Genomic DNA, 25,612 nt, shown 5'->3' on the forward strand with positions numbered 1-25,612 from the left:
TAGCGCGAGAGTATCGAAGCGGTCGCGCGCGTCTAGGCCCTGGCGAAGGTCAGTATGACGCAGCCCACACTCGCTCCTCGCACGCTGCGATACCAACCCTCGTAGTATCGTCCCTTAGTTCAGCAACTAAGGGACGTTCGCCGACCCGAACAAACTATTCGAAGCATTGACGCCGGAGGAGGGATGGGGCAGGCGGTCGCGGCGACCGCACCGTACGCGAACTTGTTGCCGCTATAAGCAGCATTGTTTATGACGGCAATCGGTAGGTCCTATCCTTGGCCGATGTGCACCAGCCGCCGGGGGCGGGCATTGCGTCTATTTCATAGTGTCGACAAGATCGTCTGTGTGACTCGGGGAGTGTCGTTGTCTAAGATCCGTATATTTGGCGCTGTTGGCGTCGTCGTTCTCATTCTCCTGGCAGGCTCGCTTTACTTCGGCTTGCGCAAGTCTGATGAAGCTCCGGCGAATCAGAAAGCGATCTCGGTGGCGGTCGACGTGACCAATCTGCCGCAACGCGTGATTCAGGTGAAACAGACGATCCCCGTTCAGCCGGGCGAGGTAGATTTACTTTTTCCGCAGTGGCTGCCCGGCAACCACTCTCCGTCCGGTCCGATCGACAAGATCGCGGGCATCACCTTCACCAGCGCCTGGAACAAGCTGGAGTGGAAGCGTGATCCGCTGAACGTGTATGCGTTCAAGGTTACTGTGCCCGACGGCGTGGAATCAATTGACGCGAGCTTCCAGTACTTCACCCCCACCGATTCCACTCAAGGGCGCGTGGTGATGACGCCGAATATGCTGAATTTGCAGTGGAATGCCGTGGTCCTCTATCCAGCTGGTGCTCCCGTCAGTGAGATTCCCTTCATTCCGAGCGTTACCTACCCGCCAGGATTCGAGGCCGGAACCGCGCTGGAGGTCGCTGGCAAGGACGGCGACACCGTGAATTACAAGCAGGTTCCGTTGGACATCCTCGTCGACTCGCCCGTGTATGCGGGGCGCTATCACAGGGAGTTCGACCTGGCTCCTGGCGCGAAAACCCCTGTGCGGCTGCAAGCATTCGCAGACGCACCGGAGCAGCTCGAAGCCAAGCCCGAGCACATTGAGCTGCACAAGGCTCTGGTGCAACAGGCTGTGAAACTGTTTGACTCACAACACTATGACCACTACGACTTCCTGCTGTCGTTGTCGAATCAGCTCAGCTCCAACGGATTGGAACACCAACGATCCAGCGAGAACGGCCAACCCACGGACTATTTCACCGGGTGGGACCCCGCGGTTGGCAGCGCCGATCTGCTCGGGCACGAGTTCACCCATTCCTGGAACGGCAAGTTTCGACGTCCGGCAGACCTGTGGACACCCAACTACAACGTCCCGATGCAAGACAGCTTGTTGTGGGTCTACGAGGGACAGACGCAGTATTGGGGCAACGTGCTCACCGGCCGGTCCGGCTTGCGACCTGCGGAAGTCTCTCGTGATGCGTTGGCTTCGGTAGTCGCCGCATACACCGAAAACCGGCCCGGACTCACCTGGCGCAATCTGCAGGACACCACCAACGATCCCATCATCGCTCAGCGGCGTACGAAGCCGTATCTGTCGTGGCAGCTCAGCGAGGATTACTACCGGGGCGGGCAACTGGTGTGGCTGGGGGTGGACGCGCGTATCCGCGAACTGTCGGGGAACACAAAGTCACTCGATGATTTCGCTCGTGCGTTCTTCGGTGTCGACGAGAGTAAGTGGATGTCACAGAACACCTACGACTTCGACGACGTCGTCTCGACGCTGAATGGCGTGGTCTCCGACGATTGGGCGAAGTACCTGCGCGATCGCCTCGACGGAAAGGAACCGTTCGCCGCAAGTGTCGAGAAGACGGGGTGGAAGTTGGTCTTCGACAACAACCCGGGTGCCCTCCTCACGGCTCAGATGAAAAAGGCTGAGGGCGCCGTCAATTACACCTACTCCATCGGTCTCAACGTGTCCGGTGAAGGCAAGGTCACCGACGTGCGATGGGACGGGCCCGCATTCAAGGCCAAAGTCGGCACCGGGATGACGGTGGTTTCGGTCAACGACGCCCCCTATTCCCAAGCCACGATGGAAGCCGCAATCGAGGCGGCCAAGACAGACCCGGCACCGATCCGATTGCAGGTGAAAGACTTCGATCAGACGCGGACCGTTGAACTGGACTATCACGACGGCCTCCGCTACCCGCATCTGCAACGCATCGACGGCACCCCGGACTACCTCACCCAAATCCTGGCCGCGCGGAACTAGCGCACGGTCTAGCATCGGGACGTCGCGAGCGCGCAGTTGGTCCAGCAAGGAGCCTGGTCCTCGAACTGATCGACCAGCGCACGAACTAGCGCGCCGCGACGAACCGGAACTTCGCGTTCCTGTGCAAGTACCCGACCTCGCTCGGCCACGTACTGGTAGCCCCGAAAGCCCATCGCGAGCACGTGGTGGGCGACTTCAGCGAGGACACGTTCCTCGCAGTGATGAGTTTGGTGCACCGAGTCTGTTTGGCCTCGTGGGCCCTGGACCACCCCGCCGATCCGGGCAGCTCCCAAGCCCTCACCACCACCGCGACGAATGGCTGCGCGCGCCTATCGTGCGTTGTCGACCGAGACGCGCTGCGGCTCGGGACATCCCACAATGCCGAATTCGATACGCTTCGCGGTCCAGCAGTAGCGGGAGGTCGGCCAATGGATGAACGAACCCTGGGGCGTGGCCGAGGCGCGGAGCGTTGGGAAAACTACTGGCATCGACGGCGAGACGAGCGGTTCACTGGACAACCATGATCCCGAGCGATACCCGCCCACTGTTCCCGGTCGAGCGACAGGCTCTGCTCGAGCTACTCCGGTCGTTGGAGCCGGCAGACTGGACGAAGCCGACGGTATGTCCTGGCTGGAGTGTCGCCGACGTGACTGCGCACATCCTCAACGACTACATGCGGCGCATCTCGGGCAGCCGAGACCAACACGGCGGTGCCGCCTTTCGCGACGGGGAAACCCTGCCGGCCTACCTGGCACGCGTCAATGAGGAGTTCGTCCGCGCGATGCGGCAATGCAGCCCGCACCTGGTCATCGAGCTACTCGCACAACTGGGCCCAGAGCTGGATCTCATCTGGGCGGCAACCGATCTCGAGGGCCCCGCACATCTGGACGTTTCCTGGGCGGGGTTGAGTGTCAGTCCAGGCTGGCTCGACATCGCCCGTGAATACACCGAATTCTGGGTCCATCAGCAACAGATCCGCGACGCGGTGTATCGGCCCGGGGCCGATGATGTTTCGATGCTGCGTCCGGTGCTGGTCACCTTCCTGCACGCGCTGCCGTCGGCCTTGCACGATCGGATTCGACCTAGCGGTGCGACGGTGCGGTTCGAGGTCGTCGGCCCGGCGGGCGGGTGCTGGACGGGCGTGTCCGACGGTCAGCGCTGGGAGTTGACGACGTCGCAAGCTGTGGAGCCGACCGCATCCGTGCGGATGGACCAGGACACGCTCTGGCGGCTGGCCAGCCGTGGCATCACCGTCGAAACTGCCCGTCGGCGTAGTGAATTGCGCGGTGATCAGGAGCTGGCCGAGTCCGCGACGACACTGCTCGCCGTGGTGGCTTGATTCAGCCGATCGCTCGTGCACGGCCCGTCAGGCGATGACGTGTTCCGGTTGTATGTGGATGATCACCCGCTCGACGTTCCGTCTCTGCTCGTACGGGTAGGTATCCAGATCTAGGTACTTGCGCGCCAGCTGATCCAGGAATGCTTTGCCGGGGTCTGGCTCGATCGTGACGACACGGCCGCGGACTTCCAGGTAGCGATAGGGGTCGTCGGGATCGAGGATCGAGACCGACACCCGCGGATCGCGCTGGATGTTGCGATATTTTTGCCGGTCGGTGCCGGTTGAGATGAGCAGCTGCCCATGGACGGCGTCGAAGTCGAACCATACCGGGTGTGACTGCGGCTCACCGTCGGGTCCCAGCGACGCGAGGTGCGCGAAGCCCTTCTTGCCGAGTATGTCGGCGTGGCTGTCGAGGATCGTGGCAGGCCGTGTCTTCCCGCTGCCTGTCCGCCGGTTGATGTCGTCGACATCGTCGGCCCTGTCGCGGATCTCAGCCATCGTTTTCTCCTCGCTGTCGTGAATATGGAGCCAAAGTGGGGGACCGCACCCTTTCGCGAGAGATCACGCACCTCGGGTTGTCAGGATGTTGACATGGAGAGTCTGTGTCATGATGCTGACATGCGTCAAGAGGAGACCGTGGGCGAATTAGAGCAATCGGTGGGCTACGTCCTCAAACAGGCCCAGGCCGCGCTGCACTCCGCAATGGACGCGGTGCTGCGCCCGCTGGAACTGACTGTGGCGCAATACGCCTGCCTCGAATTACTCGGCCGGCGCCCGGGGATATCCAACTCCGAACTCGCCCGCGGCGCGTTCGTCACCCGCCAATCGATGAACCTCGTCCTGCGCGGGTTACAAGACCGCGGCCTGCTCACCCGACCCGAGCAGGCCCCCCGCGGCCGCGCGCTGCCCACCCGGCTCACCAGCTCAGGGCAGGGGAAATTGCGCGCCGCCAGCGTCGCCGTGCGCACCGTCGAACGGCAAATGTTCTCCCCGCTGTCCGCGGAAGAGCAATGCCGACTGCGCAACGACCTTGCCGTCTGTGTTGCCGCGATTCCCCCGGCCCAATCGACCACGTGAGACGCACCCTTAAGCCATCTTCACCGGTACCGATTCCGTCAGCGCCGCTCGGCATCGGATGCTGGTTGGCTACTCACGAGCCGTAACACGCTGTGGCGCAGTACCTGCTGGGCTTCGGGAACGGTCATGCGGTCGGTGCGGACCTCATCTCCGGCCGCGTTGCCGAGGGCGATGATGGCGGTGACCAGCCATTGCGGGGAGGCGGCCGGCTCGAATTCACCGGCTTGCTGGCCGCGGCGGATCAGGGTCAGTAGGCGGGTGTTGAGCGGGACGGCGCGGCTGCGGTCGCTCGGTCCCGCGAAGGCTCCGACGTGGTGCAGGATCGGCGATTTCCGGAAGAACCGCCAGCCGATGTCGAGCAGCCGCAGCAAGGCGTCGGTGGCGGGCCCATCGTCGAGGTGGGCGGCGTCGAACGCCGCTTTGGCCTGGCCGGTGATGTGATCGACGGTGGCGGTGAGCAATTCGTCTCGGGACGCGAAATGGGCGTACACCGTCTGGCGAGTCACCCCGGCTTCCTTCGCGATCGTGGACATCCCCGCTCCGGGCCGCTCGGAGAGTAGCCGGACGGCCGCCTCGAGGATGAGGGTCCTGCTGCGCTCGGCGTCGGCTCGCCGCTTCGGTTCCCGTTTTTCGATCAACTCTTACACCCTTGTCAAATTTAGCGGGACACTCTAGCCTTTACATCACTGTAAGAATTCTATCGCTTGGAGTGCCTTGAACCGCGTCCGACTTACTCATTCCCTCGCACTGCTCACCACCGGACTCCTCGCCGGCGCCTTCGGCTACGGCGCCGCCAACCTCGCACCCACTTTCCGTCGCGTCCCGTTGCAGATGCGGCTCGAGTTCCACACCGATCTAATGCGGAACAACAGCGTCAGCATGCAACTCACCATGGCCTTGGCCGCGCTGTCCTGCGTGGCTCTCGCCGCGGTGACCAGCGGCCGACCTCGCCTACTCGCCGCGCTGTCCGGCACGCTGGTCGTGGCGAGCTTTGTGATCACCCGCTTCGGCAACGTCCCGATCAACCACCAGATCAACAGGTGGGTCACCGAAGGCGCACCCACCGACTACGCCGAGATCCTCACGCGCTGGGACTACTTCCACTACCTGCGAACCGGCACCGCACTCATCGCCTTCACGCTGATGATCTTGCTCGCGATGTGGGCCGCGAGCCGCGAATCGAACACCGGCATGCGGGAGAAGCCGGTCGCGGTGGCCACGTAGCTCACGAGAACCGGGTCATCGGTATGGGCCAGACGATATGACTGATAAGGAAGGAATCGCACTCGTGCGTAAACAGATTGTGGCGGCCGCGGTGATGGCGACCCTGCTTGGCTCCTCCGGCGTTGCCGTGGCGGCGCCCGCGCAGGGATGGGAAGCGGTATGGGCGACGGCCACGATGCGGGCGGGGAAGAACTACACGCCCAACTGGTCCGAGGAAGGCTTCGCCGATCACACTGTGCGCCAGGTGATCCGAGTTACCAGCGGCGGACCTGCGCTGCGGCTGCGGTTGTCCAACGCCTACGGCACACAGCCGCTTCAAGTGACCGGCCTGACCATCGCGCGCACGGCATCCGGCGCGGCGATTCAACCAGAAACAATGCAGCACTTGGCTGTTGGCCTCAACCGGTCATTCGTGATCGCTCCGGGTTCCGAAATCGTCACCGACCCAGCGATCTTCCCGGTAGCGCCGCTGGATTCGCTGACTATCACGATGTATTTCGCACAACCGACGGGGCCATCCACCTATCACGCGCAGGCGATGGGGACGAGCTACCGCGGATACGGTGATCACCGCGCCGACGCCACTGCCGATGCCTTCACCGAGACGTCGGTGTCCTACTACTACCTGTCCGCCATCGAGACAGTCGCTCTGCCCCGCCAGTCGGGTGTGGCCTTGTTCGGCGACTCGATTACCGACGGTTACGGCGCGACACCGGACGCTAGGAACACCTACCCGGATGAGCTCGCCGAGCAGCTGACCGCGCAGGGCACGCCGCGGCCGCTGCTGAACCTGGGTATCGGCGGCAACCGTGTCACCGTCGATTCCCCCACCCTCGGCGACAGCGCGTTGTCGCGGTTCCGGCGCGACGCCCTGGAACAGCCAGGAGTGGGCACTGTCGTGATCCTCGAGGGCATCAACGACATCGGGCTCGGCGGCGGTCAGGACCGCAACGGTGCGCCGCAGGCGCAAGTGTCCGCCGAACAGCTGATTGCCGGCCATCGCAGCCTGATCCAGCAAGCCCGAGCCGCGGGCGTCCGGGTGATCGGCGCCACCCTGCCCCCGTTCCAAGGTTCGCGTTACTACACCGAAGAGCGCGAAGCCCGGCGGCAGGCCGTCAACGCCTGGATCCGAACCTCAGGCGAATACGACGCGCTCGTCGACCTCGACACGGCGCTGGCCGACCCGGCCGACCCGCGGCGCCTCGACCCCCGCTTCGACGCCGGCGACCACCTGCACCTCAACGACATCGGGTATGCCGCGATGGCCGCCGCTACCCAACGTCAGTTGCAGGCTTAGCGTGTTGGGGCCGTGGTCGCGGCCCGCGCCCCGCGGCCACTAGCCCGACACGATATGCACCTCGCGCCGTCCGGCTTATGCAGACCGCTGGTTACCACCGGCGCTCACGCCCGCCTCATGACCGCCTGGGTAGTTGCACCGTGACGCAGAGCCCGCCGGCGGGGCGCGGGGTGAGGGTGAGGGTTCCGTCGTGTGCCTGGGCGATGCTCTTGACGATGGCCAGGCCGAGGCCGACACCCGCATGATCACTGCGGATGCGTTCGGTGCCGCGCTGAAACGGCTCGACAAGCGTGGAAACCAGCTGGGGGGTGAGCTTTTCGCCCGTGTTCTCGACAGTGAGCGCCACGCTCTTGGGGTGGACGCTGGTCGTCACCCGCACGATGCCCTGTTCAGGCAGATTGTGGACGATCGCGTTGTGCACGAGGTTCGTTGTCATCTGCTGCAGGAGCGTGCGGGAGCCGAGGGTGGGTGCCATGTCGCCGGTAATCTCGATGGTGAGGCCGCGTTTTTCGGCGAGGGGGAGCAGCGTTTCGATAGCTTCTTCCGCTGTGAGGGACAAGTCGACGTGTTCTCGGGTGAAGGACCGTTGATCGGCACGGCTGAGCAGGAGCAATGCTTCGGTGAGGTTGATCGCGCGGGTATTGACGGTGTGCAGGAGGGCGACCAGTTCGCCGGTGTCGCGGCTCGGATCATTGCGGGCCACGTCGAGAAGTGTCTGCGTGATCGCCAGTGGGGTCCGCAATTCGTGGGAGGCGTTGGCGGCGAACCTCTGCTGTTCGGCATTGTGTGCTTCCAGCCGTGCGAGCATGGTGTCGAAGGCGTCGGCGAGTTCGCGGAACTCGTCTGTGCGGCCCTCCAACTGGATTCGGTGGGAGAGCGACCCGTTCGCGGCCATCCGGGTGGCGTTCGTGATGCGGGTCAGCGGGGCGAGCATCCGTCCGGCGAGAATCCATCCGCCTGCGAGACCGAACATCAGCAGGAAAGCCAGCGCCCAGGCTGCTTTCGGGCCGAAGGCGCTCAGCAGTTCGGCGCGGTTGGGTCCGCCACCTGGGGCCCTGCGAGCGTCCTCGGGCACGTAGCGCAGGAGGAATACCCATACGACCGCAAGCAGTAGGGCACCAGCGAGCATGAGGAATCCGGCGTAGCTGAGGGTGAGTTTGAGGCGAATGCTCAACCCCGGTGCCCTATCCACGCTCGCCTCTCTCGCCTCCTGTGTCGATGCGGTAGCCGACGCCGGGCACCGTGGCGATGATCCATGGTTCGCCTAGGCGTTTGCGCAAAGCGGAGACTGTGATGCGCACGGCGTTGGTGAACGGGTCGGCGTTCTCATCCCATGCTCGTTCCAAAAGTTCTTCGGCGCTGACGACACCGCCTTCGGCAGCGACGAGAACTTCGAGCACGGCGAATTGTTTCCGGGTGAGCGCGACGTAGCGGCCGTCGCGGTAGACCTCGCGGCGGAACGGATCCAGACGCAGGCCGACGATCTCGCGCACGGGTGGTCTGCTGTGGGCGCGTCTGCGGTCGAGTGCTCTGAGTCTGAGCACGAGTTCTCGGAGTGCGAAGGGTTTGGTGAGGTAGTCGTCGGCACCGAGTTCGAATCCGGAGGCCTTGTCGTCGAGCCGGTCGGCGGCGGTGAGCATCAGGATCGGCATCCCGCTGCCGGAGGCGACGATGCGTTCGGCGATCTCGTCGCCGGAGGGACCGGGGATGTCGCGGTCGAGGACGGCGATGTCGTAGGCGTTGATGCTCAGCAGCTCCAGCGCGGTGTCGCCGTCACCGGCGATGTCGGCGGCGATCGCGTCCAGGCGCAGGCCATCGCGGATGGCTTCCGCCAGATAGGGTTCGTCCTCGACGATCAACACGCGCATAGACCCTCGATTCTCCCAGCCGGGGGATATCGTCGGCGTATCGAAAATCGCATACGTGCTAGCAACACCACGCTGCCTTCACTGAAGGCATGAACCACAGTAGACCAGCACGAACAGCGACTCGCCGGATCCGATCGACCACCCTCGCGGCCCTCGTGGTCGTCAGCGCGCCGCTGATCGGCGTCTTCGTTTACCAGTCGCTGGCGTCCCTGTCCTCCTCGGGCGCATGGTCCATTCATATTCCGCACGGCGACCACCTGCCGGACCGCGTGACGGTCTTCGATGACGACGTTCCGTCCGTGGCCAACCTCGATCCCGATTTGCTCGGTGCCCTGCGCCGAGCGGCACGTGATGCTGCGAACGACGGGGTCGAGTTCGTCGTCAATAGTGGCTGGCGGTCCCCGGATTATCAGAAGCAACTCTTGCGGGAGGCGGTCTCGAAGTACGGCTCGGAAGCCGAAGCTGCCCGATGGGTGGCCACCCCCGGCACGTCTGCTCACGTGTCGGGGGAGGCGGTCGACATCGGGCCCATCGAGGCAGCGGCGTGGCTGTCCGCGCACGGCGCCGAGTACGGGCTGTGCCAGATTTACAGCAACGAACCCTGGCACTACGAACTGCGGCCCGAGGCCGCCGATTACGGCTGCCCGCCCCGGTATGCCGACCCCACCCAGGACCCGAGGATGCAGCAGTGATCGGCACGCTCGGCGTATTCCGGCCCGGATCCGTCGCGGCCGGAAGCGTTCCCGCGAGCCGCTTTACCCAACCCTCGCTGTTCACCGACGACCCAGCGGCAGCTTCGGCGGCTGCTCCGCGACCTTCGTAGTCTCGCAGCGAGCGACCGGGCCCCAATGGTTCCGAAAATCTTCGCGGACAGCGATGAGTTCTCCGACGGTGCTCCGTCCTATCTGTTGAACGCGCTACCAACCCGGCGCGACCGACCAGAAGGACCGGAAATGACCACCGCCAACCCCACCGCCAACTTCGCCGACGACACCACCTACCGTCCGGGCAAGGTCCGCAACCGCGTCCTGTGGACGCTGCAGATCCTGCTCGGCCTGTTCTTCATCATTGCCTCCGGCGGGCCCAAGCTCGTCATCCCGAACACCCTGATGGAGAACGCCCCCGAGAATCTGACCATCCCCCTCGGGCTGCTGATCTTCATCGGCGTTGTCGAGGTCGCGGGCGGTATCGGTCTGATGGTGCCACGGCTCAGCGCTCTGGCTGCCGCGGGTCTGTCCGTTCTCACCGTGCTCGCCGCCGCGACGCAGGCTTTCATCGCCGACAAGCCCGTGATGGCGATCTTCCCGCTGGTGCTCGCCGCGATCTTCGCCTGGATCGCTTACGAGCGCCGCTCCACTATCACCGACCTGCGCAACTCGCTCTCGCGATGACAAATCCATAAGTACGACCGGCGATCGGTGGCCCACCCACCGATCGCCGATTGTGCGTTCTCGGATCGATCGCCCGTCGGGTTGGCGTCGATCGATCCAGCGGCTATCTGGTCCCCAGTGGCATGGTCGTAGGCGGCAATCTTCCCGACAGATGGACCGATCGAATCGCCGAACGCCTGCGCTGGACCGCCCCGCCCTGGAGCGTGCAGCCCTTCGAATGAAGGTGTACAGATTGCATATTTCGTACTGCAAGTAGACAAATTCCCCTAATTGTCCAAATACTGTTCCGTAGAGAGGCATACGGTCAGTACCGTTCAAACCACCGGTGGATCAGTGGATTTCGGTCCGAGTGGGGCACGGAGGCGTCCGTGGCTCATGGCTCACCGGTGGCGGGCGCCCTCCCGCCGTCTCGGATACCGACGCTGCCCGGAGAAACCTGTGAGGTCTCCGGGCGGCCTCGGCTCTGGCCGCGAGTTCGCCGCCGGGACGCGCCGTTACTTGGCGTCCCAGTAGCACTCCACCACCGCTGTCGTGAACGGGAACCGCACCAGTGTCGGACCGAAGGCGATCCGGCCCGCGGCCGCCGCGGCGGCCGCGATCGCTTCGGCAACCACGGTCGCCTCCTCGGCCGGGCAGTGCACGATGACCTCGTCGTGCTGGAAGAAGACCAGTTCGGCGCGAAGCCCGGCCCGAGTCATCGCATGCCGCAGCCCCGCCAGTACCAGCAGTGCCCAGTCGGCGGCGCTGCCTTGGACCACGAAGTTACGGGTGAAGCGGCCACGAGCGCGGGCCGCGGCGGTGCTGCCATACCCGCTGGCCTCCTCCTGCGATAGGTCCGCCTGGTCCGGCGCCGCCGCGGACAGCGGCGGGCAGGTGCGACCCAGCCAGGTGCGGACCAGGCGACCCTGCTCACCGGCCCGAGCCGCGTCGTCGACGTAGGCCACCGCGGCCGGATAACGGCGGCGCAGTTCGGCCATGTGGGTGAGGGCGTCGCCGGAAGTCTGACCGTAAATGGCGCCGAGTAGGGCGATCTTGGCTTGGGCGCGGTCGCCGCCGAAGGCGCGAGCCGCCAGATCGGCGTACAGATCGTCGCCGCGGCCCGCCACCTCCATCAGCCCTTGGTCGCGGGAGACTGCGGCGAGTACTCGCGGCTCCATCTGGTCGGCGTCGGCGACCACCAGAGACCAGCCGGGGTCGGCGCGTATCGCTTGCCGGATCACCTTGGGGATTTGCAGGGCACCGCCACCGTTGGTGGTCCAGCGGCCGGAAACCGTTCCGCCGGGCAAATATTCGGGACGGAAGCGGCCGTCGTGTACCCACTGTTCGAGCCAGGACCAGCCGTGGGCGGTGTACAGGCGGTAGAGCGATTTGTAGGCCAGCAGTGGCGCCACCGCGGGGTGATCGATCTGCTGGAGCTCCCATTTTCGAGTGGAGGACAACGGGATTCCGGCGCGGGCGAAGGCTCTGATGATGTCGTTGGGCAGATCTGGCCGGACCCGCACACCTTCCCCGAAGGCCCGCGACACCTCCTCGGCCAACTCGGTCATCCGGCGCGGTTCCCCGCCGGGAAAGCGCTCACCGAGCAGCTTGTTCAGCAACTCGCGGTGCACGTCCGCGCGCCAGGGGATCCCGGCTCGCGACATCTCTGCGGCCACCAGCATGCCCGCCGACTCGGCGGCGAGGAGCAGCCGCATCCGCTCCGGATGTTCGGTCTTCGCCGTACGGGCGATCTGTCCCGCGTAAACCTCCAGTAGCGCGGTGAACTCGTCCGTGCCTGGCGGCAGCGGTACCGGACCCGACTCGAACAGCGACGGCTGGGTCTCGGCGGCCCGCGCGGGCGCGTCCGGCGGAACGGGCAGGTTGTGCAATCGCGCCCAGGCCGCCGCCAGCGAGCGGGCCTGGCCCGACTGGCCCTCCTCGTGGCCGATCAGCAGGGCCTCCGCGGCCTGCACGTCGTAGCAGCGCTCGACCCGTACGCCTGCCGCCAGCAAGGGTCGGTAGATCTCGGCGGTGGATCGCCAGACCCACCGCTCGACCTGCGGGCGTGCACGCACCGCCTCGGCGAGCGAGGGTTCGCGCACCACTGGTCCCGCGGGCCGACCGTCCTGATCGAGTGGACACAGACGTGCACCGCCATCGCCCGTCTCCGCCACCGCCCATCTCATGTCCCCGAGTCTTGCACCGGGGAGGTCGGTGCGCGTAATGCCAATGCTTCCCGCGCGCCACCGGCTTGGGTGTTTCGGATGCGAAGCGGGCTTTTCTACAGCACCGCAACAGAACTGGCGCCGGACGCGATACATCGGCTGAGCCGATCAGGCTGGTCGAAACCGAAGGTGCGGGTTAGCTGCGTCGCGGCGGGCAAAACCATAAAATGTCTACTCGACTCGTGATCCACCGTGCTCGGGTCGTCTGCATCGGCGCCCCGAGATGAGTTGATTCAGGAGGAACCAAGATGCCTGGCGCCAGAAGGAGGCCTGGTCAGACTATCGGCGCCGCGACCCGTTCGCGTGGGACAGGAGAGTCGGCCGCCGAGTCCAACGGGCCCGACATACTGCAATTCGTTGCCTGTAACGATCAGCTACGGCGGCATTTGCTGGATTTCGGACTCCAATTGCACACGGTGCTAGATGATCTCGACCGTCCGGAGACAACGCACGAACACGTTCGGGGCATCGTGATGGGTCTCATCGATGAGCTGGAAATGCTCGTGCGCGAATCCGCCTTGGCGATGCTCACCCTGGCCAGCGATGGCAAAGCGACGGCATCTCAGGATGCGCCGACGCCAGCTCAGGCCAGACACACTGACGCCGAAGAGGTTCCCGGCCACTAGCTCGCCTGCGCGAGGTCCGCGACGATCTGAGCCAGCTGTGCGGCCCGGCTGTCCGGCGTGCGCGCCTTCATCAGCCGGAGGAGCAGGGCGTACTGCCGTGTCCGGTCCAGTCGCTCGAAATGGTCGAGTGCCAGGCCGTCAGCGGCCAACGCGGCGGCCAGGTCGGGTGGGACGGTGGCGTCGCGCTGCCGCTGGTAGGCGCTTGCCCACCGCCCGTCGGCCTCGGCCGCCCGGATCGCCGCGAGACCGGGCTCGCGCATCCGCCCCGCGGCGATCAGTGCCTCGGCTTTCTCGACATTGACCTGGGACCAAGGGCTTTTCGGTCGCCGGGGCGAATAGCGTTGCAAGTAGTGCTGCTCGTCGTAGCCCTTGCGATGGCTGTCGATCCAGCCGAAGCACAGCGCGGCATCGAGCGCCTCCCCGATGGTGATCCCCTTGTCGGCCGCACCCTTCTTGCTGATCAGCAACCAGACCCCGGTCGACCGATCGTGCTCCCCGGCCAGCCAAGCCTCCCACTCCGCCGCGTCGGTGAAGCAAATGAACCCTGCATCGCACGTCTCCATAAAGCCATCATCCCCAGTTAAGTGCTCACCAAATGAGCACTTTATCGGCGAAGGTGAGTGGCACATGGCAGCGGCGAAACGCGAGAGCGCCCACTCACGGCTCAGGGTTCGTTGCGTCGAATGCGGACTGGGCGCGCTGGGCCAGGTCGGCGCCGAGCTTGTAGGCCTGGGCCGCCAGTTCCTGGTGGACGTGCGGGTCCGTGGTTTCGGAGCCGTAGAGGAATTCGATGGATGAGTGGGGGATGGCGGAGTATCCGGCGATGCCGTGCTGCAACTGAATGGTCATCGATTCCTTGTAGCCGCGGCGATCGTAGGTGCCCTCCCCGACGCCCGCCACTGCGACGAAGTGCAGCTCTTTGATCGCACTGCCGCCGTCGTGCGCGCTGTTCTCGTAGGCCCAGCCGCGGCTGAAGACCCGGTCGATCCAGCCCTTTGCCAATGCGGGCATGGACCACCAGTACACCGGGAAGAGAACAACGACGACATCGGCCGATTCGAGCAACCGGTGCTCCCGCTCGACGTCGGCGGGTACGTCCCCGAGCAGTCGATGGACCGCGAGATCCGCCGCGTTGTACACGGGGTCGAAGCCGGAGGCGGTCAGGTCATGTGTTGTGGCAGTGGTACTTCCGTCTGCTCGGATACCTTGCTCGACCGCTCGGGTGATAGCCCAGGTGGCGGACTCGTGATCGGGGTGCGAGACCACGAGCAGTACGTTCGGTCGGCGCTGTTCGTTCGTCATGCGGCCAAGGTAAAGTATGACACTAACGTCAATGTCAAGGAGAAGGTCAGTGCGGATCAGCGATCTGAGCCGGATCACCGGCGCGAGCCCGCGGATGCTGCGGCATTACGAGAATGCCGGGGTGCTGACCCCGCAGCGCGACCCCAACGGCTACCGCCATTACCGCGAAGAAGACGTCAAGACGGTGCACGATATTCGCTGCCTGCTCGCCTCCGGCCTCTCGCTGTCGGAAGCGGCAACGCTGATCCACATCGCCTGCACCGCCCCGCAAAACGCCTCCGACCAGGACCGCGACGACGTGCTAGCGCAACTCGACGAGCGCACCCGTCAGCTGGATGCCGGAATCGAACGCCTCCTCGCCGAAAAGGCCAACCTCCGCAAACTCCGCTCGGACATCACCTCCGCCCGCTGACCGGCGGTCCACCGTTCTGCGGACGTGCGAAGCGGTGATGTCTCGTAGTGTGGGTTACGGACTGCCCACTTGCCGCGGTCCTGAGCCGCGCTGCACGCCCGCGCGACGAGGGGCGCGGCCGAGCCGAGCGCGAGGACCATGTCGGACAACGCCACAGCAGATCGATCGGGTTTCGACGCGGTGATCGCCACCGCCGACTACCCGGTGTTCGTCGTGACCACGCGCGCGGGTGGCCGCCAGGCCGGCTGTCTGGTCGGCTTCACCTCGCAGGTGAGTATCGAACCGCCGCGTTTTCTGATCGGCATCTCCAAGAACAACTTCACCTTCGGCGTCGCGGCGGACGCTGACCACCTCGTCGTGCATCTGCTCGGCAGCGAACAGTCCTCGCTTGCCGCGCTTTTCGGCGCCGAGACCGGTGACGACATCAACAAGTTCGCGCACTGCAAGTGGCACGCGGGCCCGGCCGAACAGCCGATCTTGGAGGCCGCGGCCGGATGGTTCGCCGGGCGCATTCTCGAACGGCACGATTTCGGCGATCACGTCGGCATACTCATCGAACCGGTCGCAGCCTCCGCACCCGCCCCGCAAACCGCCCCGCTGCGCTATAACGCCGTAGCCGACCTCAAGCCGGGCCACGTGGCCTAGGGGAGTCAGGCAACCTGTACAGCCTCCTCACCCAGTGCCTGCTCGCGCAGGGTATTCAGCGTCTTAGAGAGAATGCGCGAAACCTGCATCTGTGAGACGCCGAGCCGTTCGGCGATCTGCGCCTGGGTCAGCGATTCGAAGAACCGCATGATCAGGACCCGGCGTTCCCGCTCGGGCAGCGCGGCGATCAGTGGGCGCACCGTCATCGACTGCTCCAGCAGCCCGTAGCACGGTTCCTCCGCGCCGAGTCCCGCCGTGACGGGCAGGGCAGCGTTCTCGCCGTCGTCGCGGACCACGGCATCGATCGACTTGGTCTGATAACCATTGCTCGCGATCAACGCCTGGGTGACCTCGCCGAGCTCGAGCTCCAGTTCGGCGGCGATCTCCCGAGCGGTGGGCACGCGGCCGAGCCGGTTCGACAAGGTTTCGGTGGCGGGCCCGATGAGCTGCTGAATCTCCTTGAGCCTGCGCGGTACGCGCACCGCCCAGGTGTTGTCCCGGAAGTGCCTGCGCACCTCACCCATAATCGTCGGAACGGCGAACGACAGGAACGAGCTGCCACGCGCTACATCGAAACGATCGACCGCGAGCACCAAGCCGACCCGGGCGATCTGGTGCAGATCGTCGAAGGCCTCGCCGCGGCCCGCGAACTTACGGGCGATGTGCTCGGCCAACGGCAGGCACAGTTGCAGCACTTCCTCGCGCAGCTCGTTCCGGTGCGGATCGCCCGCGTCGAGCGCGGCCATCTTCTCGAACCACGGCTCGATATTGTCGTAGCTGTCGCCGCGCGACTGCGAGCGTCGAGCGGTGTCGGTTCGGTCCGTGAACTCACATGGCATCGGATGTTCCTCGCTCCCAGCTGAATTCGATGGCCGTCGGATACCCGCCCGCGGCGGGATCAAAAGGATCTCGGGTCAGCTCGGCCGCATCGGTGAGCATGCGCACCAGCTGCCAGCTCAGCGGATCGCGGCTGACCTCGATATCTCGCGTTGTCGTCGCGCTGATCCGAACGCTGATCCGGCGCCGGTTGTAGGTGAACTCACAGTCGAGGGTCGAGCCGGGCACCGCGTCGAGCATCAGTGCGGTCGCCGCTTCGCTCAGCACCAGCCGGATGTCCGGAATCGCATCGAGCGCGACGTCGGCCATCATGCACACCGTGTCGGCGAGCGCTCGAAGCATTCCCAATTCGTGCAGCTCAGCGGCTAGCTCGACGACAACACGGTGCGCGACCACGGCCGTCTGCTGTGGCGCCGATGTCTCGGAAACCACCTTCATCATGTCCACCGCCTCCCATCGCGTCACTGGGGCCATACCCCAGCGGTGCCGACCCAACCGGGAGATCGGCCCGAAATCGCCCGCGCCGCACCGTTGGTGCTGGATTGCGTACCCAGCTGGAGTAGCGTCGAAATCGGGGAGATTAGGAGTGCGGCGTGGAGGAAGCGTCCGGTGGTTATCACGGTGACCGGCCTGGTGATCCCGACCAGGACGTCACCCGTGCGCGTGGTTCGCTGTTCACCGGAATCGGCACGCTGTGCTCGGCTGCCGTGCGCCTGACCGGTACCGACGGTGCCGCCGTAGCGGTGCTGAGCAGTTCGACGCAAGTGCGCGAATTGGTTTACGCGACCAATGCGACCGCCCAGCAGATCGATGAATTGCAGTTCATCGTCGGTGAGGGTCCCTGCGTCGATGCCTACCGCGACGATCGCGGCGAGTTGTGGCCGAATCTGACGCTGGCGGCCGCCGCCGCGCGGTGGCCCGCGTTCACCCCCGACGTGCTTGCCCTCGGGGTACGCGCCGCGTTCGCCTTTCCGGTACCCGGCGCGGTGCGGCCGATCGGTGTGCTGGAGCTGTATCGCAACGCGGCCGGGATGCTGGCTGCCACCGAGCAGGAGTCGGCGGTGGCGGTCGCGGTGGCGGTCGGGCGCACCCTGCGGGCGAACTGGGCCGAGCGAATCGACGCGGCGGGGAGCGTCGAGATCGCGCTCGAGAAAGCCGGATCGGACGACCGCGCGCTCGAGACCGCCAACGACTTCTCGCGCGCGGAAGTATTCAACGCCGCCGGTATGGTGGCGGTGCAACTCGCGGTCCCGGTCGCCGTGGGTCTGGATCGGTTGCGGGCCTACTCTTACGCGCAGCGGCGCTCCATCGCCGAGGTCGCTGCAGACATCGTCGCCCGGCGACTGTCGTTGCGGGACCAGCGCGACACGACGGAGGGGCAGGAATCATGACCACGGCCCGGACGCGGCTGGCGATCGCGGAGCTGACGTCGACGCTGACCACCGATTTCGACGTGCCGACACTGCTGCACGCCGTTGCTGCCCATGCCCGTGAGTGCTTCGACGCGGTATCCGCGGTGGTGATTTTGGTCGACTCCCGGCAGTCGGCCGAGTCGCCAGGGCTTCAGATCGTTGCCGAGGCGTCGCGCGACGGTGTCTCGGCGGATCCGCGCCTGAACGTGACCGGACCGGGGTCCGCCAGCGCCCGCGACGGTGTGGTGGCGATGATCGCCGATCTCGACGAGGGTGCCGACCTCCGCTGGCCGCAGTATCGCCAGCAGGCTCTGGCCGCGGGTCTGCGATCCATCCGCGCCTTTCCGGTGATCGCGTTGACAGTGCCGCTCGGTTCGGTCGTGGTGCACGTCGACGAGCCATGGGGCAACGCCCGTCCCAACGACTTCGGCCAGATCCTGGCCGATCTCATCGCCATCGCGCTGTCCACCGGGCGAGTGGAAGGCCGGCGCGCGAGCACCAGTGAAACCGTGGAAGCGGTGCTGCATGGCACCACCGTGATCGCCGCGGCGGTCGGCGTCCTGGCCGAATACTTCGACCTGAATATCGCTGCGGCGCGGCACTATTTGGTCCGACTTGCCCGAGCCCACGGCGTCACGCCCACCGACCACGCGCGCGCCATCGTAGAAGCGCAGAACGCCGCGCCACAGGACCCGGGGGCTGCCGGAATATTGCACGCCCCACCGGATCTGGCACCCCCGCGGCACATAGATATCTGACAGTTGTCTCCGGCTGCTGAAAACGGCGTGCACTGCTTACGACACCGGCGACCGACGGGTGCACTAGCAGAAAACCGCAGGTAGCGAGCATACTTACGCTGTGATGGAAACAGGCGCGGTGGCTACCCGGGCGGAGACCGATGCGGTCGTCCAGGTGGTCGGTGTCGGCACCCCGCAGGCGACCGGAAGCTTCCGCTTCTGGTTCGCCGATCAACGGTGGGAGTGGTCGGACGAGGTCGCCGCCATGCACGGGTACGAGCCGGGATCGGTGACTCCCACCACGGAGCTGCTGCTATCCCACAAGCATCCGGACGACCGGGCTCAAGTCGCGCAGACGATCGCCAAGTCGCTGCGCGATGCCGAGCCCTTTTGCAGCCGCCACCGCATCATCGACCTGACCGGTCAGACGCACCATGTGATCGTCTTCGGCGACACCATGACCGACAACGACGGCAATGTCGTCGGCACCGCGGGCTACTACATAGACCTGACCGAAACCTTCGATGAGCAGCGCCAGGAGATGCTCGACGGCGCGCTACCGGAACTATTCGAGTCGCGCGCGGTGATCGAACAGGCCAAGGGCGTGCTGATGCGGGTGTACCGGATCAATGCCGAGCAGGCCTTCCGGGTGCTGCAATGGCGGTCGCAGGAAACGAACGTCAAGTTGCGCACGCTGGCCACTCGGCTCATCACCGAACTCGACTCGCTGCCCCCGGCCCCGCCGCGGGAGCAGACCGCGTTCGACCATCTGCTGCTGACCCTGCACGAGCACGCCGGTCCCGAGCAGTAGGCGAGGGTTTTCAGCCGTCCGATCGCCGTGCGGAGTCGCTGGTCCGGCTGACCTCATAGCCCAACAGCCGTTCGGCCTCTTCGATACCGCCTTGCAGGTCGCCGACCGCGTTCATCTTGGACAGATCCAAGCCGATCGTAACCAGCGTCAGCGCGATTTCCGAGGACAGGCCGGTGATGATCACGTTCGCGCCCATCAGGCCGGAGGCGTCGACGGTTTGCACCAGGTGGTTGGCCACGGTGGAGTCGATCGTCGGCACACCCGTGATGTCGATGACGACCACCTTGGCGCGATTGGCCCGGATCGCGCGCAGCAGCTGTTCGGTGAGCTGGCGGGCGCGCTGCCCGTCGAGCACGCCGATGATCGGCAGGATGAGCAGCTGTTCACGCACCTGGAGAACCGGGGTGGACAGCTCGCGGATCGCCTCCTGCTGCTGGCGGATGATGCGCTCGCGTTCCTCGACGAAGGAGACGCCAACGGTGTTGGCGATGCGGTTGGCGGCCGGTTCGTAGGCGTCGAGTACCGCGTTGAGTAGCTGGAAGTCGGCCTGGTACTTCTCGAACAGTGAGCGCGCGAGTACGTCGCGCAACAGCAGCACGATGCCGAGGACCTCGTCGGTCTCGACACCTCGCGGGATGATGCGTTCGGACAGATCGCGGGCGTAATCCTGTAGCGCCTCTACCGAGCCGGTTTCCAGCACGGCGACGTAGTTGTCGTAGACGGAGGTGGCTTCGGAGAACATCTCGTCGGGCGTCATCGCGGTCAGCAACTGCGCTTCGGTAATCCGGCGCGCCCATTCTTCGCGCAGGATGGTGCGGTTCTGCCGCAGATGTTCCACAAGTTCGGAAAGCAGGCCCGCGCTGACACCGTTGGGACTGGTATCCGCCGCGAAAGCAGTAATCGACATTTCGGACAATGCCGCCTCCGGTCCATCCCACGCACTCGGACTCGCGTGCTCGAAAATACAGTGGCCAGCCGCCTTGTTGGACCGTTCCACCGCCGGCAGAATCGTATACCTATGTCGATCGGCGCAGCCATCGAAAGGGCATCAACGGAGGGTTTCCTGGCGCGGCGACGGGGCACCCGGTCTGAGTCCAGACCAGCGCACAGAAGGGTCCGCCGTTATGGGTTTTCCCGAGCAGCAGCAAGAAGTCCCCGGTATCCAGGCCCGGATGAACCCGGTGCCGGACTGCGGTGAGGACAGCTACCGCGGTTCCGGCAAGCTGACCGGCAAGGCGGCCGTGATCACCGGAGCGGACAGCGGAATCGGCCGCGCGGTCGCCATCGCCTTCGCCCGCGAAGGCGCCGATGTGCTGATCTCCTACCTCGACGAGGACGAGGACGCGAAGCAGGTCGCGCAGCTGGTGGAGCAGGCGGGCCGCCGGGCGGTGCTGATGCCGGGCGACCTGTCCGACCCGAAGCACTGCCGCGCCGTGATCGACCGTGCGGCAGCGGAATTCGGCAAGATCGACGTGCTGGTCAGTAACGCCGCCTATCAGATGACGCACACCAGCCTCGACGAGATCAGCGACGAGGAGTTCGACTACACCTTCAAATTGAACATCGGCGCCTACTTCTACCTGGTCAAGGCCGCATTGCCGCACATGCCCGCAGGCTCATCTATCATCGGCAGCTCGTCGGTGAATTCCGATATGCCCTCGCCGACGCTCGCGCCGTACGCGGCGACCAAGGCGGCCATCGCGAACTTCTCGGCCAGCCTGGCTCAGCTACTGGGGGAGAAGGGAATTCGGGTCAACAGCGTGGCCCCCGGCCCGATCTGGACACCGCTGATCCCCGCGACGATGCCGCCGGAGAAGGTCAGCAAGTTCGGCGACGACACCCCGCTCGGCCGGGCAGGACAACCCGCCGAACTCGCCTCCGCGTACGTGCTGCTCGCTTCGGACGACGGCAGCTACATCTCCGGCGCGCGCCTGGCCGTCACGGGTGGTAGGCCCATTCTCTGATCGCCGGACATCACCGGCGGCGCGGGCGGGGTGGCTGTTCGGGGTCGACGAAGTGCGGCGAGGGCGGTTTGCGGCCGCTGACCACCTCGATGATCTCGACGGCCAAGTCCGCGACCCGGACATTGCGCCGCTGCGACGTGCCACGCAGCACCGCGAACGCGGCCTCGCGGGTGCACCGCCGTTCGGCCATGAGGATGCCGAGAGCCTGGTCGATGGTGGAGCGGGAGGCCAGCGTGGCGCGCAATTGCTCGGTCAGCTTGGCCCGCCTTGTCGTATCGATGGCCACGGCGAGCAGTACACCAATGTGTTCGGCGGTGAGCGTGATGGCCCTGCGAAGCCGGCCGGTGAAGCTGTGCGGGCGCTTCGAGTAGAGCGACAGTGCGCCGACTATTTCACCCTTCACCGAAAGAGGTTGGGCGTGAATAGATTTCACGCCGTGGGCCAGCATCCGTTCGGCGTAGCCGCCCCAGCGGTGCTCGGTGGCCATATCAGGCACCGAAACCTGGCGTGCGGTACTGATCGCCTGCTGACAGGGGTCGTCTCGCTCGCCGAACCGGGATTCCTCGATGAGCAGCGCAGGTGCGCCGCTCGAACCGGCGACGATGGTGTCGTGCTCCCGGATCAGCGTCACTCCAACCATGGGGTGGTCAGGGAGCATCCTGGCGACGATATCGGCGACAGCGCACAGTGATTCGGCAACGTCATCGCCGGTCAACAGCGTCGCCGTCAACTCCGACATTCCCAATGCCAGCTCGTCAGTCATGAACTACCTTGACGGGCAACATAATTGATATCCGTCCTCCAGTACCCAGTGGGCGATCTCGGAAACGGCGATGCCTTCGGCGAACGCGCGTGCGCGCAGCAGCGCCAACGCGGCGTCGAGATCGCAACTGCACTGCACGGCAACCATACCGACCGCCTGATGCACCGCGGTGAGGTAATCGGCGTCATCGAACAAGGTCCCCATCGGACCGCTGCCGTCGTCGGTCCCGTGTGCGGCGAGCAGCACCGTGTTGGCCAGGGCGTCGGCCACTTTCGTCGCGGCCGGGGCGACTTCGTTGCGCAGTCCGGCTCGGCTGGTGAACACGCACAAGGCACCGAGCAGCCGAGAAGAGCGCAATGGGACCGCGACCACGGACCGCACCCCGATCTCGGTGAGCGCCGGACCGTACTGCGGCCAGCGAGCGGCCAGATCCGTACTGTCCGCGGCGACGAAGTCCCGGCCGTCCAATACCTCGCGGGCGGGGCCCTCGCCGATCAGCAGTTCGAGATCGTGCGCGGTCCGCGCCGTCCCATCCGAGGCGGCGACCAGCAGCTCCTCGCCAGCGCGCCCGAACAGCGTGACCGCGGCGCTGTCCATTCTCAGGTGCTGGGCGACCGCGGCCATGAAGACCGGTCGCAGCGACGCCCGGTCGCCGATGTACCAACGCTGCAGGCGGAGCGCGTGCAAACGGTGCAGTCGCGCGCACGCGAGATGGCGGGCCTCGATCCGCCGGTGCAATTCCGCCATGTGCCGACGAAATGGCTGCATGGATTCCGGTCGCTGGACGGCCTGTGCCTCGTATTTCGCGGCCACGGTCGCCGCGCGAGCTGCACGTCCTCGCTCGGCGCTGAATTCCTGCCACTCACGGGCTATTTCCTGGTGAGCGTCCGAATACGACCGCACAGGTAAAGCCTACGCCCCCACGCAAGGGGGAGAACTAATTGCCCTGTAAGCCAACATTTGTCGACAAGATCTCTTCCATGAGCAACACCACGCCGTCGGGGGTGCCGTCCAGGGGTGAGCAGGTCACCGCGCAGGTGATCGAACGTCCGATGCGATTGACCGACGGGATCCCCACCGGGCCCTCGCGGTGCCCCGTCTCGAGGCAGCGCTGGATGCTTTCGTGCAGCCGCAGGGTCGGTAGCCCGAAATCCAGCCCGAAGAACACCTGCTGCTGGACCTCCTCGGAGCGCAGCCCCCACATCTCCTCGGCGCCCCGGTTCCAGCTCCTGACCCGCAGCTGATCGTCGAGGACGACCACGCCCGCCGCGACGCTGGACAGCACGCCCTCGAGGAAGGTGCGGGTCTCGTTCAACTCATCGGTGCGAAGCTGCATTTCCTCGTTCATTGTCTCGAGTTCTTCGTTGCCCGCCTGGAGTTCTTCGTTGGTGGTTTCGAGTTCTTCGTTGGTCGATTGCAGCTCTTCGTTGGTGGTCTCCAATTCCTCGATGCTGGATTGGAGTTCTTCGTTGGTAGTTTCGAGTTCTTCGTTGGTCGACTGGAGTTCCTCGTAGGCGGTTTCGAGTTCGGCTCTTTTCAATTTCACTTCGAGCGCGAGCCGCGTCGGCATCGTCGTGTCGACGAAGTTGACCACCACGCCGACATTCGTGCCATCACCCGCCCACAGCGGCTGGACGAGCACGTCGAAATACTGGGCGTCACCGGGGCCGAGCTTGCGTTCGGCCGAACTGACCCGGATGCTGCGGCGCTCGGAAACGGCCTGCTCGATCAGCGAACGCAATTCGACCGGCCGGTAGGAGATTTCCAGATCACTCAGCGGCCTGCCGACGTCGCGCGCCGTCAAGCCGAACTGGCTGCGCATCTGGTTGTTGAGGATGGCGACTTTGCCCTCGGCATCGAGCCCGATCACCCCGAACGGCGCGGTTTCCAGGGCGAGCTCACCGAGCTGGCGCTTCTTGACCAGGCCGTGCGCCTGCAGGCCGTCGTCGATGTCGAGTCGCGCCGGGTGCGGCTGGCGCAGCGCCCTGACCTCGCCGGCCCGGCGCCGGAAGATGCGCTGGCGCATGCTCGCCACGCCGAACCGCTCACCCTCGGCGAGTAGCAGTTCCGCCTTGCCGAGGAACAGGAATCCGCCCTCGCGCAGCGCGAAACGGAAGCGCTCGAGGATCTGCGCTTGCGCCTCGGCGTTGAAGTACATCAACGTATTCCGGCACACCAGTAGGTCGAGGCGGGAGATGGGTGCGTCCCTGGTGATGTCGTGGCGGCCGAAGATCACCCGGCGGCGCAGATCCGATCGGAAGACGAATTTGTCACCGAACGGCTCGAAGTACCGATCCCGGAGCTCACCGGACAGCTGCCCGAGCGCCTTCGCCGGGTAGACGCCGGACCGGGCTTCGCGCAGCGCCTCCTCGTCGACGTCGGTGCCATAGAGCTTGACCCGGCTCGCGCACTCTTCGATGCCGAGCACCTCGGCCAGCGCGATGGCCAGCGAATAGGTCTCCTCACCGCTGGAGCAGCCCGCGCTCCAGATCCGAATCTCGCTGTCGGGCTTGGTATTCGCGATCAGTTCGGGCAACACTTCGCGCTGCAGGTAATGCCAGGCGTCCAGGTCGCGGAAGAAGCTGGTGACGTTGATCAGGATGGTGTTGAACAGGTGGCGGAACTCTTCCGCGTTGCTTTCCAGCAGATCCCGGTAATCGAGGTAATCGGTGACCCGTACCTCGTGCATGCGCTTGCGGATACGTCTGGTCAGCGACGAGCGCTTGTAGCCGGTGAAATCGAAACCGCGCGAATCTCGAATGAACAGCAGCAGATCCTCCAGCGCCGGGTCGACGGTGTCGATGTCGTCGCCCGGTGCCGTCGTGATCTGCTCGCTCGACTCGGTCACGATGAGCTCGCCACCACCAAGCCGCGAATGACGTCGGCGATATCCTCGAGTGGCACAACGATGTCCGCGTCTCCGGTCGCGACGGCCGCGCGGGGCATGCCCTGGAATTCGGCTTCGTCCGGGTCTTGCACGAGCACCGTGCCGCCGCGGGATTTGATCGCGCTCACCCCCGTCGCTCCGTCACTGCCCGATCCGGTCAGTACGCAGGCGATCGCGCGCGATCCGTACGCGCCTGCCACCGATTCGAACAGCAGGTCGGCCGAGGGCCGGACGAAGTGGACGAGCTCGCTACCGGAGAGGGCGAGGATACCGGGCGGTTCCACCAGCAGGTGCTGGTTCGGCGGCGCGATGTACACGGTGCCCGCCTCGACCAGTTCCCCCGCGGTCGCCAGCTTCACGCGCAATTCGGTTCGGCGCGAGACTAATTCGGCCAGCACCGTTTTGTGGCGAGGGTCGAGATGCTGAACGACCAAAACCGGAACCGGCAAGTCGGCGGGCAGGGCGCCGAGCACTCGGAAGAGTGCGGTGATCCCGCCCGCCGACGAGGCGACGGCGACGACGGCGTACGCGTCATCCGTGCCGGCCAC

At 65.4% G+C, this 25,612-nt stretch carries 28 protein-coding genes; 14 read left to right on the plus strand and 14 right to left on the minus strand.

The genetic code is table 11. The features are described 5' to 3' along the window. The first annotated feature begins 357 nt into the window (after positions 1 to 357). Positions 358 to 2,268 carry a M61 family metallopeptidase gene (locus KV110_RS10610; RefSeq protein ID WP_218478331.1) on the plus strand — a complete coding sequence of 637 codons (1,911 nt, stop codon included), beginning with the start codon at positions 358 to 360 and terminating at the stop codon, positions 2,266 to 2,268. Positions 2,269 to 2,788: 520 nt separating this feature from the next. Continuing rightward, entirely contained in the window at positions 2,789 to 3,607 is an 819-nt protein-coding gene (locus tag KV110_RS10615) for a maleylpyruvate isomerase family mycothiol-dependent enzyme (protein ID WP_218475531.1), read from the plus strand. 27 nt (positions 3,608 to 3,634) lie between these two features. Here KV110_RS10615 and KV110_RS10620 read toward each other — a convergent pair whose 3' ends face one another. Then, entirely contained in the window at positions 3,635 to 4,105 is a 471-nt protein-coding gene (locus KV110_RS10620; RefSeq protein ID WP_218475532.1) for a PPOX class F420-dependent oxidoreductase, read from the minus strand. A 120-nt stretch (positions 4,106 to 4,225) separates the two neighbouring features. On the opposite strand from KV110_RS10620, the gene KV110_RS10625 reads away from it, so the two are divergent. Beyond that, a complete protein-coding gene (locus tag KV110_RS10625; protein WP_218475533.1) occupies positions 4,226 to 4,684 on the plus strand; it encodes a MarR family winged helix-turn-helix transcriptional regulator in 459 nt (152 codons plus the stop codon). Between the two features lie 38 nt (positions 4,685 to 4,722). On the opposite strand, the gene KV110_RS10630 is transcribed toward KV110_RS10625, so the two are convergent. After that, positions 4,723 to 5,322, minus strand: a complete 600-nt coding sequence (locus KV110_RS10630) for a TetR/AcrR family transcriptional regulator (RefSeq protein ID WP_246634457.1) — start codon at positions 5,320 to 5,322, stop codon at positions 4,723 to 4,725. 76 nt (positions 5,323 to 5,398) lie between these two features. On the opposite strand from KV110_RS10630, the gene KV110_RS10635 reads away from it, so the two are divergent. Together KV110_RS10635 and KV110_RS10640 are read left to right on the plus strand one after the other, a co-directional pair. After that, the gene (locus KV110_RS10635; protein WP_218475535.1) at positions 5,399 to 5,908 is read left to right on the plus strand and encodes an anthrone oxygenase family protein; all 510 of its coding nucleotides are present in this window, start codon (positions 5,399 to 5,401) and stop codon (positions 5,906 to 5,908) included. A gap of 64 nt (positions 5,909 to 5,972) precedes the next feature. Further along, a complete protein-coding gene (locus KV110_RS10640; RefSeq protein WP_218475536.1) occupies positions 5,973 to 7,205 on the plus strand; it encodes an SGNH/GDSL hydrolase family protein in 1,233 nt (410 codons plus the stop codon). Positions 7,206 to 7,320: 115 nt separating this feature from the next. Here KV110_RS10640 and KV110_RS10645 read toward each other — a convergent pair whose 3' ends face one another. After that, positions 7,321 to 8,397: a sensor histidine kinase gene (locus KV110_RS10645; protein WP_218475538.1), complete on the minus strand. Its 1,077-nt coding sequence runs from the start codon at positions 8,395 to 8,397 to the stop codon at positions 7,321 to 7,323. Beyond that, positions 8,390 to 9,073: a VanSc-type vancomycin resistance response regulator transcription factor VanR gene (vanR-Sc, locus tag KV110_RS10650; protein ID WP_218475539.1), complete on the minus strand. Its 684-nt coding sequence runs from the start codon at positions 9,071 to 9,073 to the stop codon at positions 8,390 to 8,392. The genes KV110_RS10645 and vanR-Sc overlap by 8 nt, the downstream gene beginning before the upstream one ends. 155 nt (positions 9,074 to 9,228) lie before the next feature. On the opposite strand from vanR-Sc, the gene KV110_RS10655 reads away from it, so the two are divergent. Both KV110_RS10655 and KV110_RS10660 read left to right on the plus strand, forming a co-directional pair. Beyond that, on the plus strand, positions 9,229 to 9,765 hold the full coding sequence (locus KV110_RS10655) for a M15 family metallopeptidase (RefSeq protein ID WP_246634458.1): 537 nt from the start codon (positions 9,229 to 9,231) through the stop codon (positions 9,763 to 9,765). A 261-nt stretch (positions 9,766 to 10,026) separates the two neighbouring features. Beyond that, positions 10,027 to 10,464, plus strand: coding sequence for a DoxX family protein (locus tag KV110_RS10660; RefSeq protein WP_218475543.1), 438 nt, complete (start codon positions 10,027 to 10,029; stop codon positions 10,462 to 10,464). A gap of 494 nt (positions 10,465 to 10,958) precedes the next feature. On the opposite strand, the gene KV110_RS10665 is transcribed toward KV110_RS10660, so the two are convergent. Then, positions 10,959 to 12,629, minus strand: a complete 1,671-nt coding sequence (locus KV110_RS10665; RefSeq protein WP_218475544.1) for a bifunctional 3'-5' exonuclease/DNA polymerase — start codon at positions 12,627 to 12,629, stop codon at positions 10,959 to 10,961. Between the two features lie 455 nt (positions 12,630 to 13,084). On the opposite strand from KV110_RS10665, the gene KV110_RS10670 reads away from it, so the two are divergent. Then, the gene (locus KV110_RS10670; RefSeq protein ID WP_218475546.1) at positions 13,085 to 13,294 is read left to right on the plus strand and encodes a hypothetical protein; all 210 of its coding nucleotides are present in this window, start codon (positions 13,085 to 13,087) and stop codon (positions 13,292 to 13,294) included. Here KV110_RS10670 and KV110_RS10675 read toward each other — a convergent pair. Further along, a complete protein-coding gene (locus KV110_RS10675) occupies positions 13,291 to 13,857 on the minus strand; it encodes a YdeI/OmpD-associated family protein (RefSeq protein ID WP_218475547.1) in 567 nt (188 codons plus the stop codon). The genes KV110_RS10670 and KV110_RS10675 overlap by 4 nt on opposite strands. A 94-nt stretch (positions 13,858 to 13,951) precedes the next feature. Next, positions 13,952 to 14,596 (minus strand): NAD(P)H-dependent oxidoreductase, encoded by a 645-nt coding sequence (locus KV110_RS10680; RefSeq protein ID WP_218475548.1) that lies wholly within the window; start codon positions 14,594 to 14,596, stop codon positions 13,952 to 13,954. A 49-nt stretch (positions 14,597 to 14,645) separates the two neighbouring features. On the opposite strand from KV110_RS10680, the gene KV110_RS10685 reads away from it, so the two are divergent. Then, positions 14,646 to 15,008, plus strand: coding sequence for a MerR family transcriptional regulator (locus tag KV110_RS10685; RefSeq protein ID WP_218475550.1), 363 nt, complete (start codon positions 14,646 to 14,648; stop codon positions 15,006 to 15,008). A 138-nt stretch (positions 15,009 to 15,146) separates the two neighbouring features. Further along, positions 15,147 to 15,653 carry a flavin reductase family protein gene (locus KV110_RS10690; RefSeq protein ID WP_218475552.1) on the plus strand — a complete coding sequence of 169 codons (507 nt, stop codon included), beginning with the start codon at positions 15,147 to 15,149 and terminating at the stop codon, positions 15,651 to 15,653. A 5-nt stretch (positions 15,654 to 15,658) separates the two neighbouring features. Here KV110_RS10690 and KV110_RS10695 read toward each other — a convergent pair whose 3' ends face one another. Next, a complete protein-coding gene (locus KV110_RS10695) occupies positions 15,659 to 16,492 on the minus strand; it encodes an RNA polymerase sigma factor SigF (protein WP_218475553.1) in 834 nt (277 codons plus the stop codon). After that, positions 16,482 to 16,931 carry an anti-sigma factor gene (locus KV110_RS10700; protein WP_218475555.1) on the minus strand — a complete coding sequence of 150 codons (450 nt, stop codon included), beginning with the start codon at positions 16,929 to 16,931 and terminating at the stop codon, positions 16,482 to 16,484. Before KV110_RS10700 ends, KV110_RS10695 begins: the two co-directional genes overlap by 11 nt. 152 nt (positions 16,932 to 17,083) lie before the next feature. On the opposite strand from KV110_RS10700, the gene KV110_RS10705 reads away from it, so the two are divergent. From KV110_RS10705 to KV110_RS10715, 3 genes are all read left to right on the plus strand, one after another. Further along, on the plus strand, positions 17,084 to 17,881 hold the full coding sequence (locus KV110_RS10705) for a GAF and ANTAR domain-containing protein (RefSeq protein ID WP_218475557.1): 798 nt from the start codon (positions 17,084 to 17,086) through the stop codon (positions 17,879 to 17,881). Continuing rightward, positions 17,878 to 18,660 carry an ANTAR domain-containing protein gene (locus KV110_RS10710; RefSeq protein ID WP_218475559.1) on the plus strand — a complete coding sequence of 261 codons (783 nt, stop codon included), beginning with the start codon at positions 17,878 to 17,880 and terminating at the stop codon, positions 18,658 to 18,660. Before KV110_RS10705 ends, KV110_RS10710 begins: the two co-directional genes overlap by 4 nt. Before the next feature lie 103 nt (positions 18,661 to 18,763). After that, positions 18,764 to 19,450 (plus strand): PAS and ANTAR domain-containing protein, encoded by a 687-nt coding sequence (locus tag KV110_RS10715; protein WP_218478333.1) that lies wholly within the window; start codon positions 18,764 to 18,766, stop codon positions 19,448 to 19,450. Positions 19,451 to 19,460: 10 nt separating this feature from the next. Here KV110_RS10715 and KV110_RS10720 read toward each other — a convergent pair whose 3' ends face one another. After that, a complete protein-coding gene (locus KV110_RS10720) occupies positions 19,461 to 20,357 on the minus strand; it encodes an STAS domain-containing protein (RefSeq protein WP_218475561.1) in 897 nt (298 codons plus the stop codon). Between the two features lie 217 nt (positions 20,358 to 20,574). On the opposite strand from KV110_RS10720, the gene KV110_RS10725 reads away from it, so the two are divergent. Continuing rightward, positions 20,575 to 21,414, plus strand: coding sequence for an SDR family oxidoreductase (locus KV110_RS10725; protein ID WP_218475563.1), 840 nt, complete (start codon positions 20,575 to 20,577; stop codon positions 21,412 to 21,414). Positions 21,415 to 21,424: 10 nt separating this feature from the next. Here KV110_RS10725 and KV110_RS10730 read toward each other — a convergent pair whose 3' ends face one another. From KV110_RS10730 to KV110_RS10745, 4 genes are read right to left on the minus strand one after another with little or no spacing between them, the layout of a single operon-like run. Continuing rightward, positions 21,425 to 22,177 (minus strand): GAF and ANTAR domain-containing protein, encoded by a 753-nt coding sequence (locus tag KV110_RS10730; protein ID WP_218475565.1) that lies wholly within the window; start codon positions 22,175 to 22,177, stop codon positions 21,425 to 21,427. 3 nt (positions 22,178 to 22,180) lie between these two features. Beyond that, entirely contained in the window at positions 22,181 to 23,080 is a 900-nt protein-coding gene (locus tag KV110_RS10735) for a GAF domain-containing protein (protein ID WP_218475567.1), read from the minus strand. A 34-nt stretch (positions 23,081 to 23,114) separates the two neighbouring features. After that, a complete protein-coding gene (locus KV110_RS10740) occupies positions 23,115 to 25,025 on the minus strand; it encodes a CheR family methyltransferase (protein WP_218475568.1) in 1,911 nt (636 codons plus the stop codon). Then, positions 25,022 to 25,612: a chemotaxis protein CheB gene (locus KV110_RS10745; RefSeq protein WP_218475570.1), complete on the minus strand. Its 591-nt coding sequence runs from the start codon at positions 25,610 to 25,612 to the stop codon at positions 25,022 to 25,024. Before KV110_RS10745 ends, KV110_RS10740 begins: the two co-directional genes overlap by 4 nt.

It is taken from the genome of Nocardia iowensis (genome assembly GCF_019222765.1).
In the GTDB taxonomy this organism is placed as follows: domain Bacteria; phylum Actinomycetota; class Actinomycetes; order Mycobacteriales; family Mycobacteriaceae; genus Nocardia; species Nocardia iowensis.

What these genes read in the sequence shown, in the direction of transcription:
- vanR-Sc (WP_218475539.1), bottom strand. Translation starts at nt 9,073, where the DNA reads ATGCGCGTGTTGATCGTCGAGGACGAACCCTATCTGGCGGAAGCCATC.
- KV110_RS10690 (WP_218475552.1), top strand. Translation starts at nt 15,147, where the DNA reads ATGTCGGACAACGCCACAGCAGATCGATCGGGTTTCGACGCGGTGATC.
- KV110_RS10710 (WP_218475559.1), top strand. Translation starts at nt 17,878, where the DNA reads ATGACCACGGCCCGGACGCGGCTGGCGATCGCGGAGCTGACGTCGACG.
- KV110_RS10680 (WP_218475548.1), bottom strand. Translation starts at nt 14,596, where the DNA reads ATGACGAACGAACAGCGCCGACCGAACGTACTGCTCGTGGTCTCGCAC.
- KV110_RS10730 (WP_218475565.1), bottom strand. Translation starts at nt 22,177, where the DNA reads ATGACTGACGAGCTGGCATTGGGAATGTCGGAGTTGACGGCGACGCTG.
- KV110_RS10615 (WP_218475531.1), top strand. Translation starts at nt 2,789, where the DNA reads ATGATCCCGAGCGATACCCGCCCACTGTTCCCGGTCGAGCGACAGGCT.
- KV110_RS10715 (WP_218478333.1), top strand. Translation starts at nt 18,764, where the DNA reads ATGGAAACAGGCGCGGTGGCTACCCGGGCGGAGACCGATGCGGTCGTC.
- KV110_RS10625 (WP_218475533.1), top strand. Translation starts at nt 4,226, where the DNA reads ATGCGTCAAGAGGAGACCGTGGGCGAATTAGAGCAATCGGTGGGCTAC.
- KV110_RS10620 (WP_218475532.1), bottom strand. Translation starts at nt 4,105, where the DNA reads ATGGCTGAGATCCGCGACAGGGCCGACGATGTCGACGACATCAACCGG.
- KV110_RS10675 (WP_218475547.1), bottom strand. Translation starts at nt 13,857, where the DNA reads ATGGAGACGTGCGATGCAGGGTTCATTTGCTTCACCGACGCGGCGGAG.
- KV110_RS10720 (WP_218475561.1), bottom strand. Translation starts at nt 20,357, where the DNA reads ATGTCGATTACTGCTTTCGCGGCGGATACCAGTCCCAACGGTGTCAGC.
- KV110_RS10725 (WP_218475563.1), top strand. Translation starts at nt 20,575, where the DNA reads ATGGGTTTTCCCGAGCAGCAGCAAGAAGTCCCCGGTATCCAGGCCCGG.
- KV110_RS10665 (WP_218475544.1), bottom strand. Translation starts at nt 12,629, where the DNA reads ATGAGATGGGCGGTGGCGGAGACGGGCGATGGCGGTGCACGTCTGTGT.
- KV110_RS10695 (WP_218475553.1), bottom strand. Translation starts at nt 16,492, where the DNA reads ATGCCATGTGAGTTCACGGACCGAACCGACACCGCTCGACGCTCGCAG.
- KV110_RS10660 (WP_218475543.1), top strand. Translation starts at nt 10,027, where the DNA reads ATGACCACCGCCAACCCCACCGCCAACTTCGCCGACGACACCACCTAC.
- KV110_RS10700 (WP_218475555.1), bottom strand. Translation starts at nt 16,931, where the DNA reads ATGATGAAGGTGGTTTCCGAGACATCGGCGCCACAGCAGACGGCCGTG.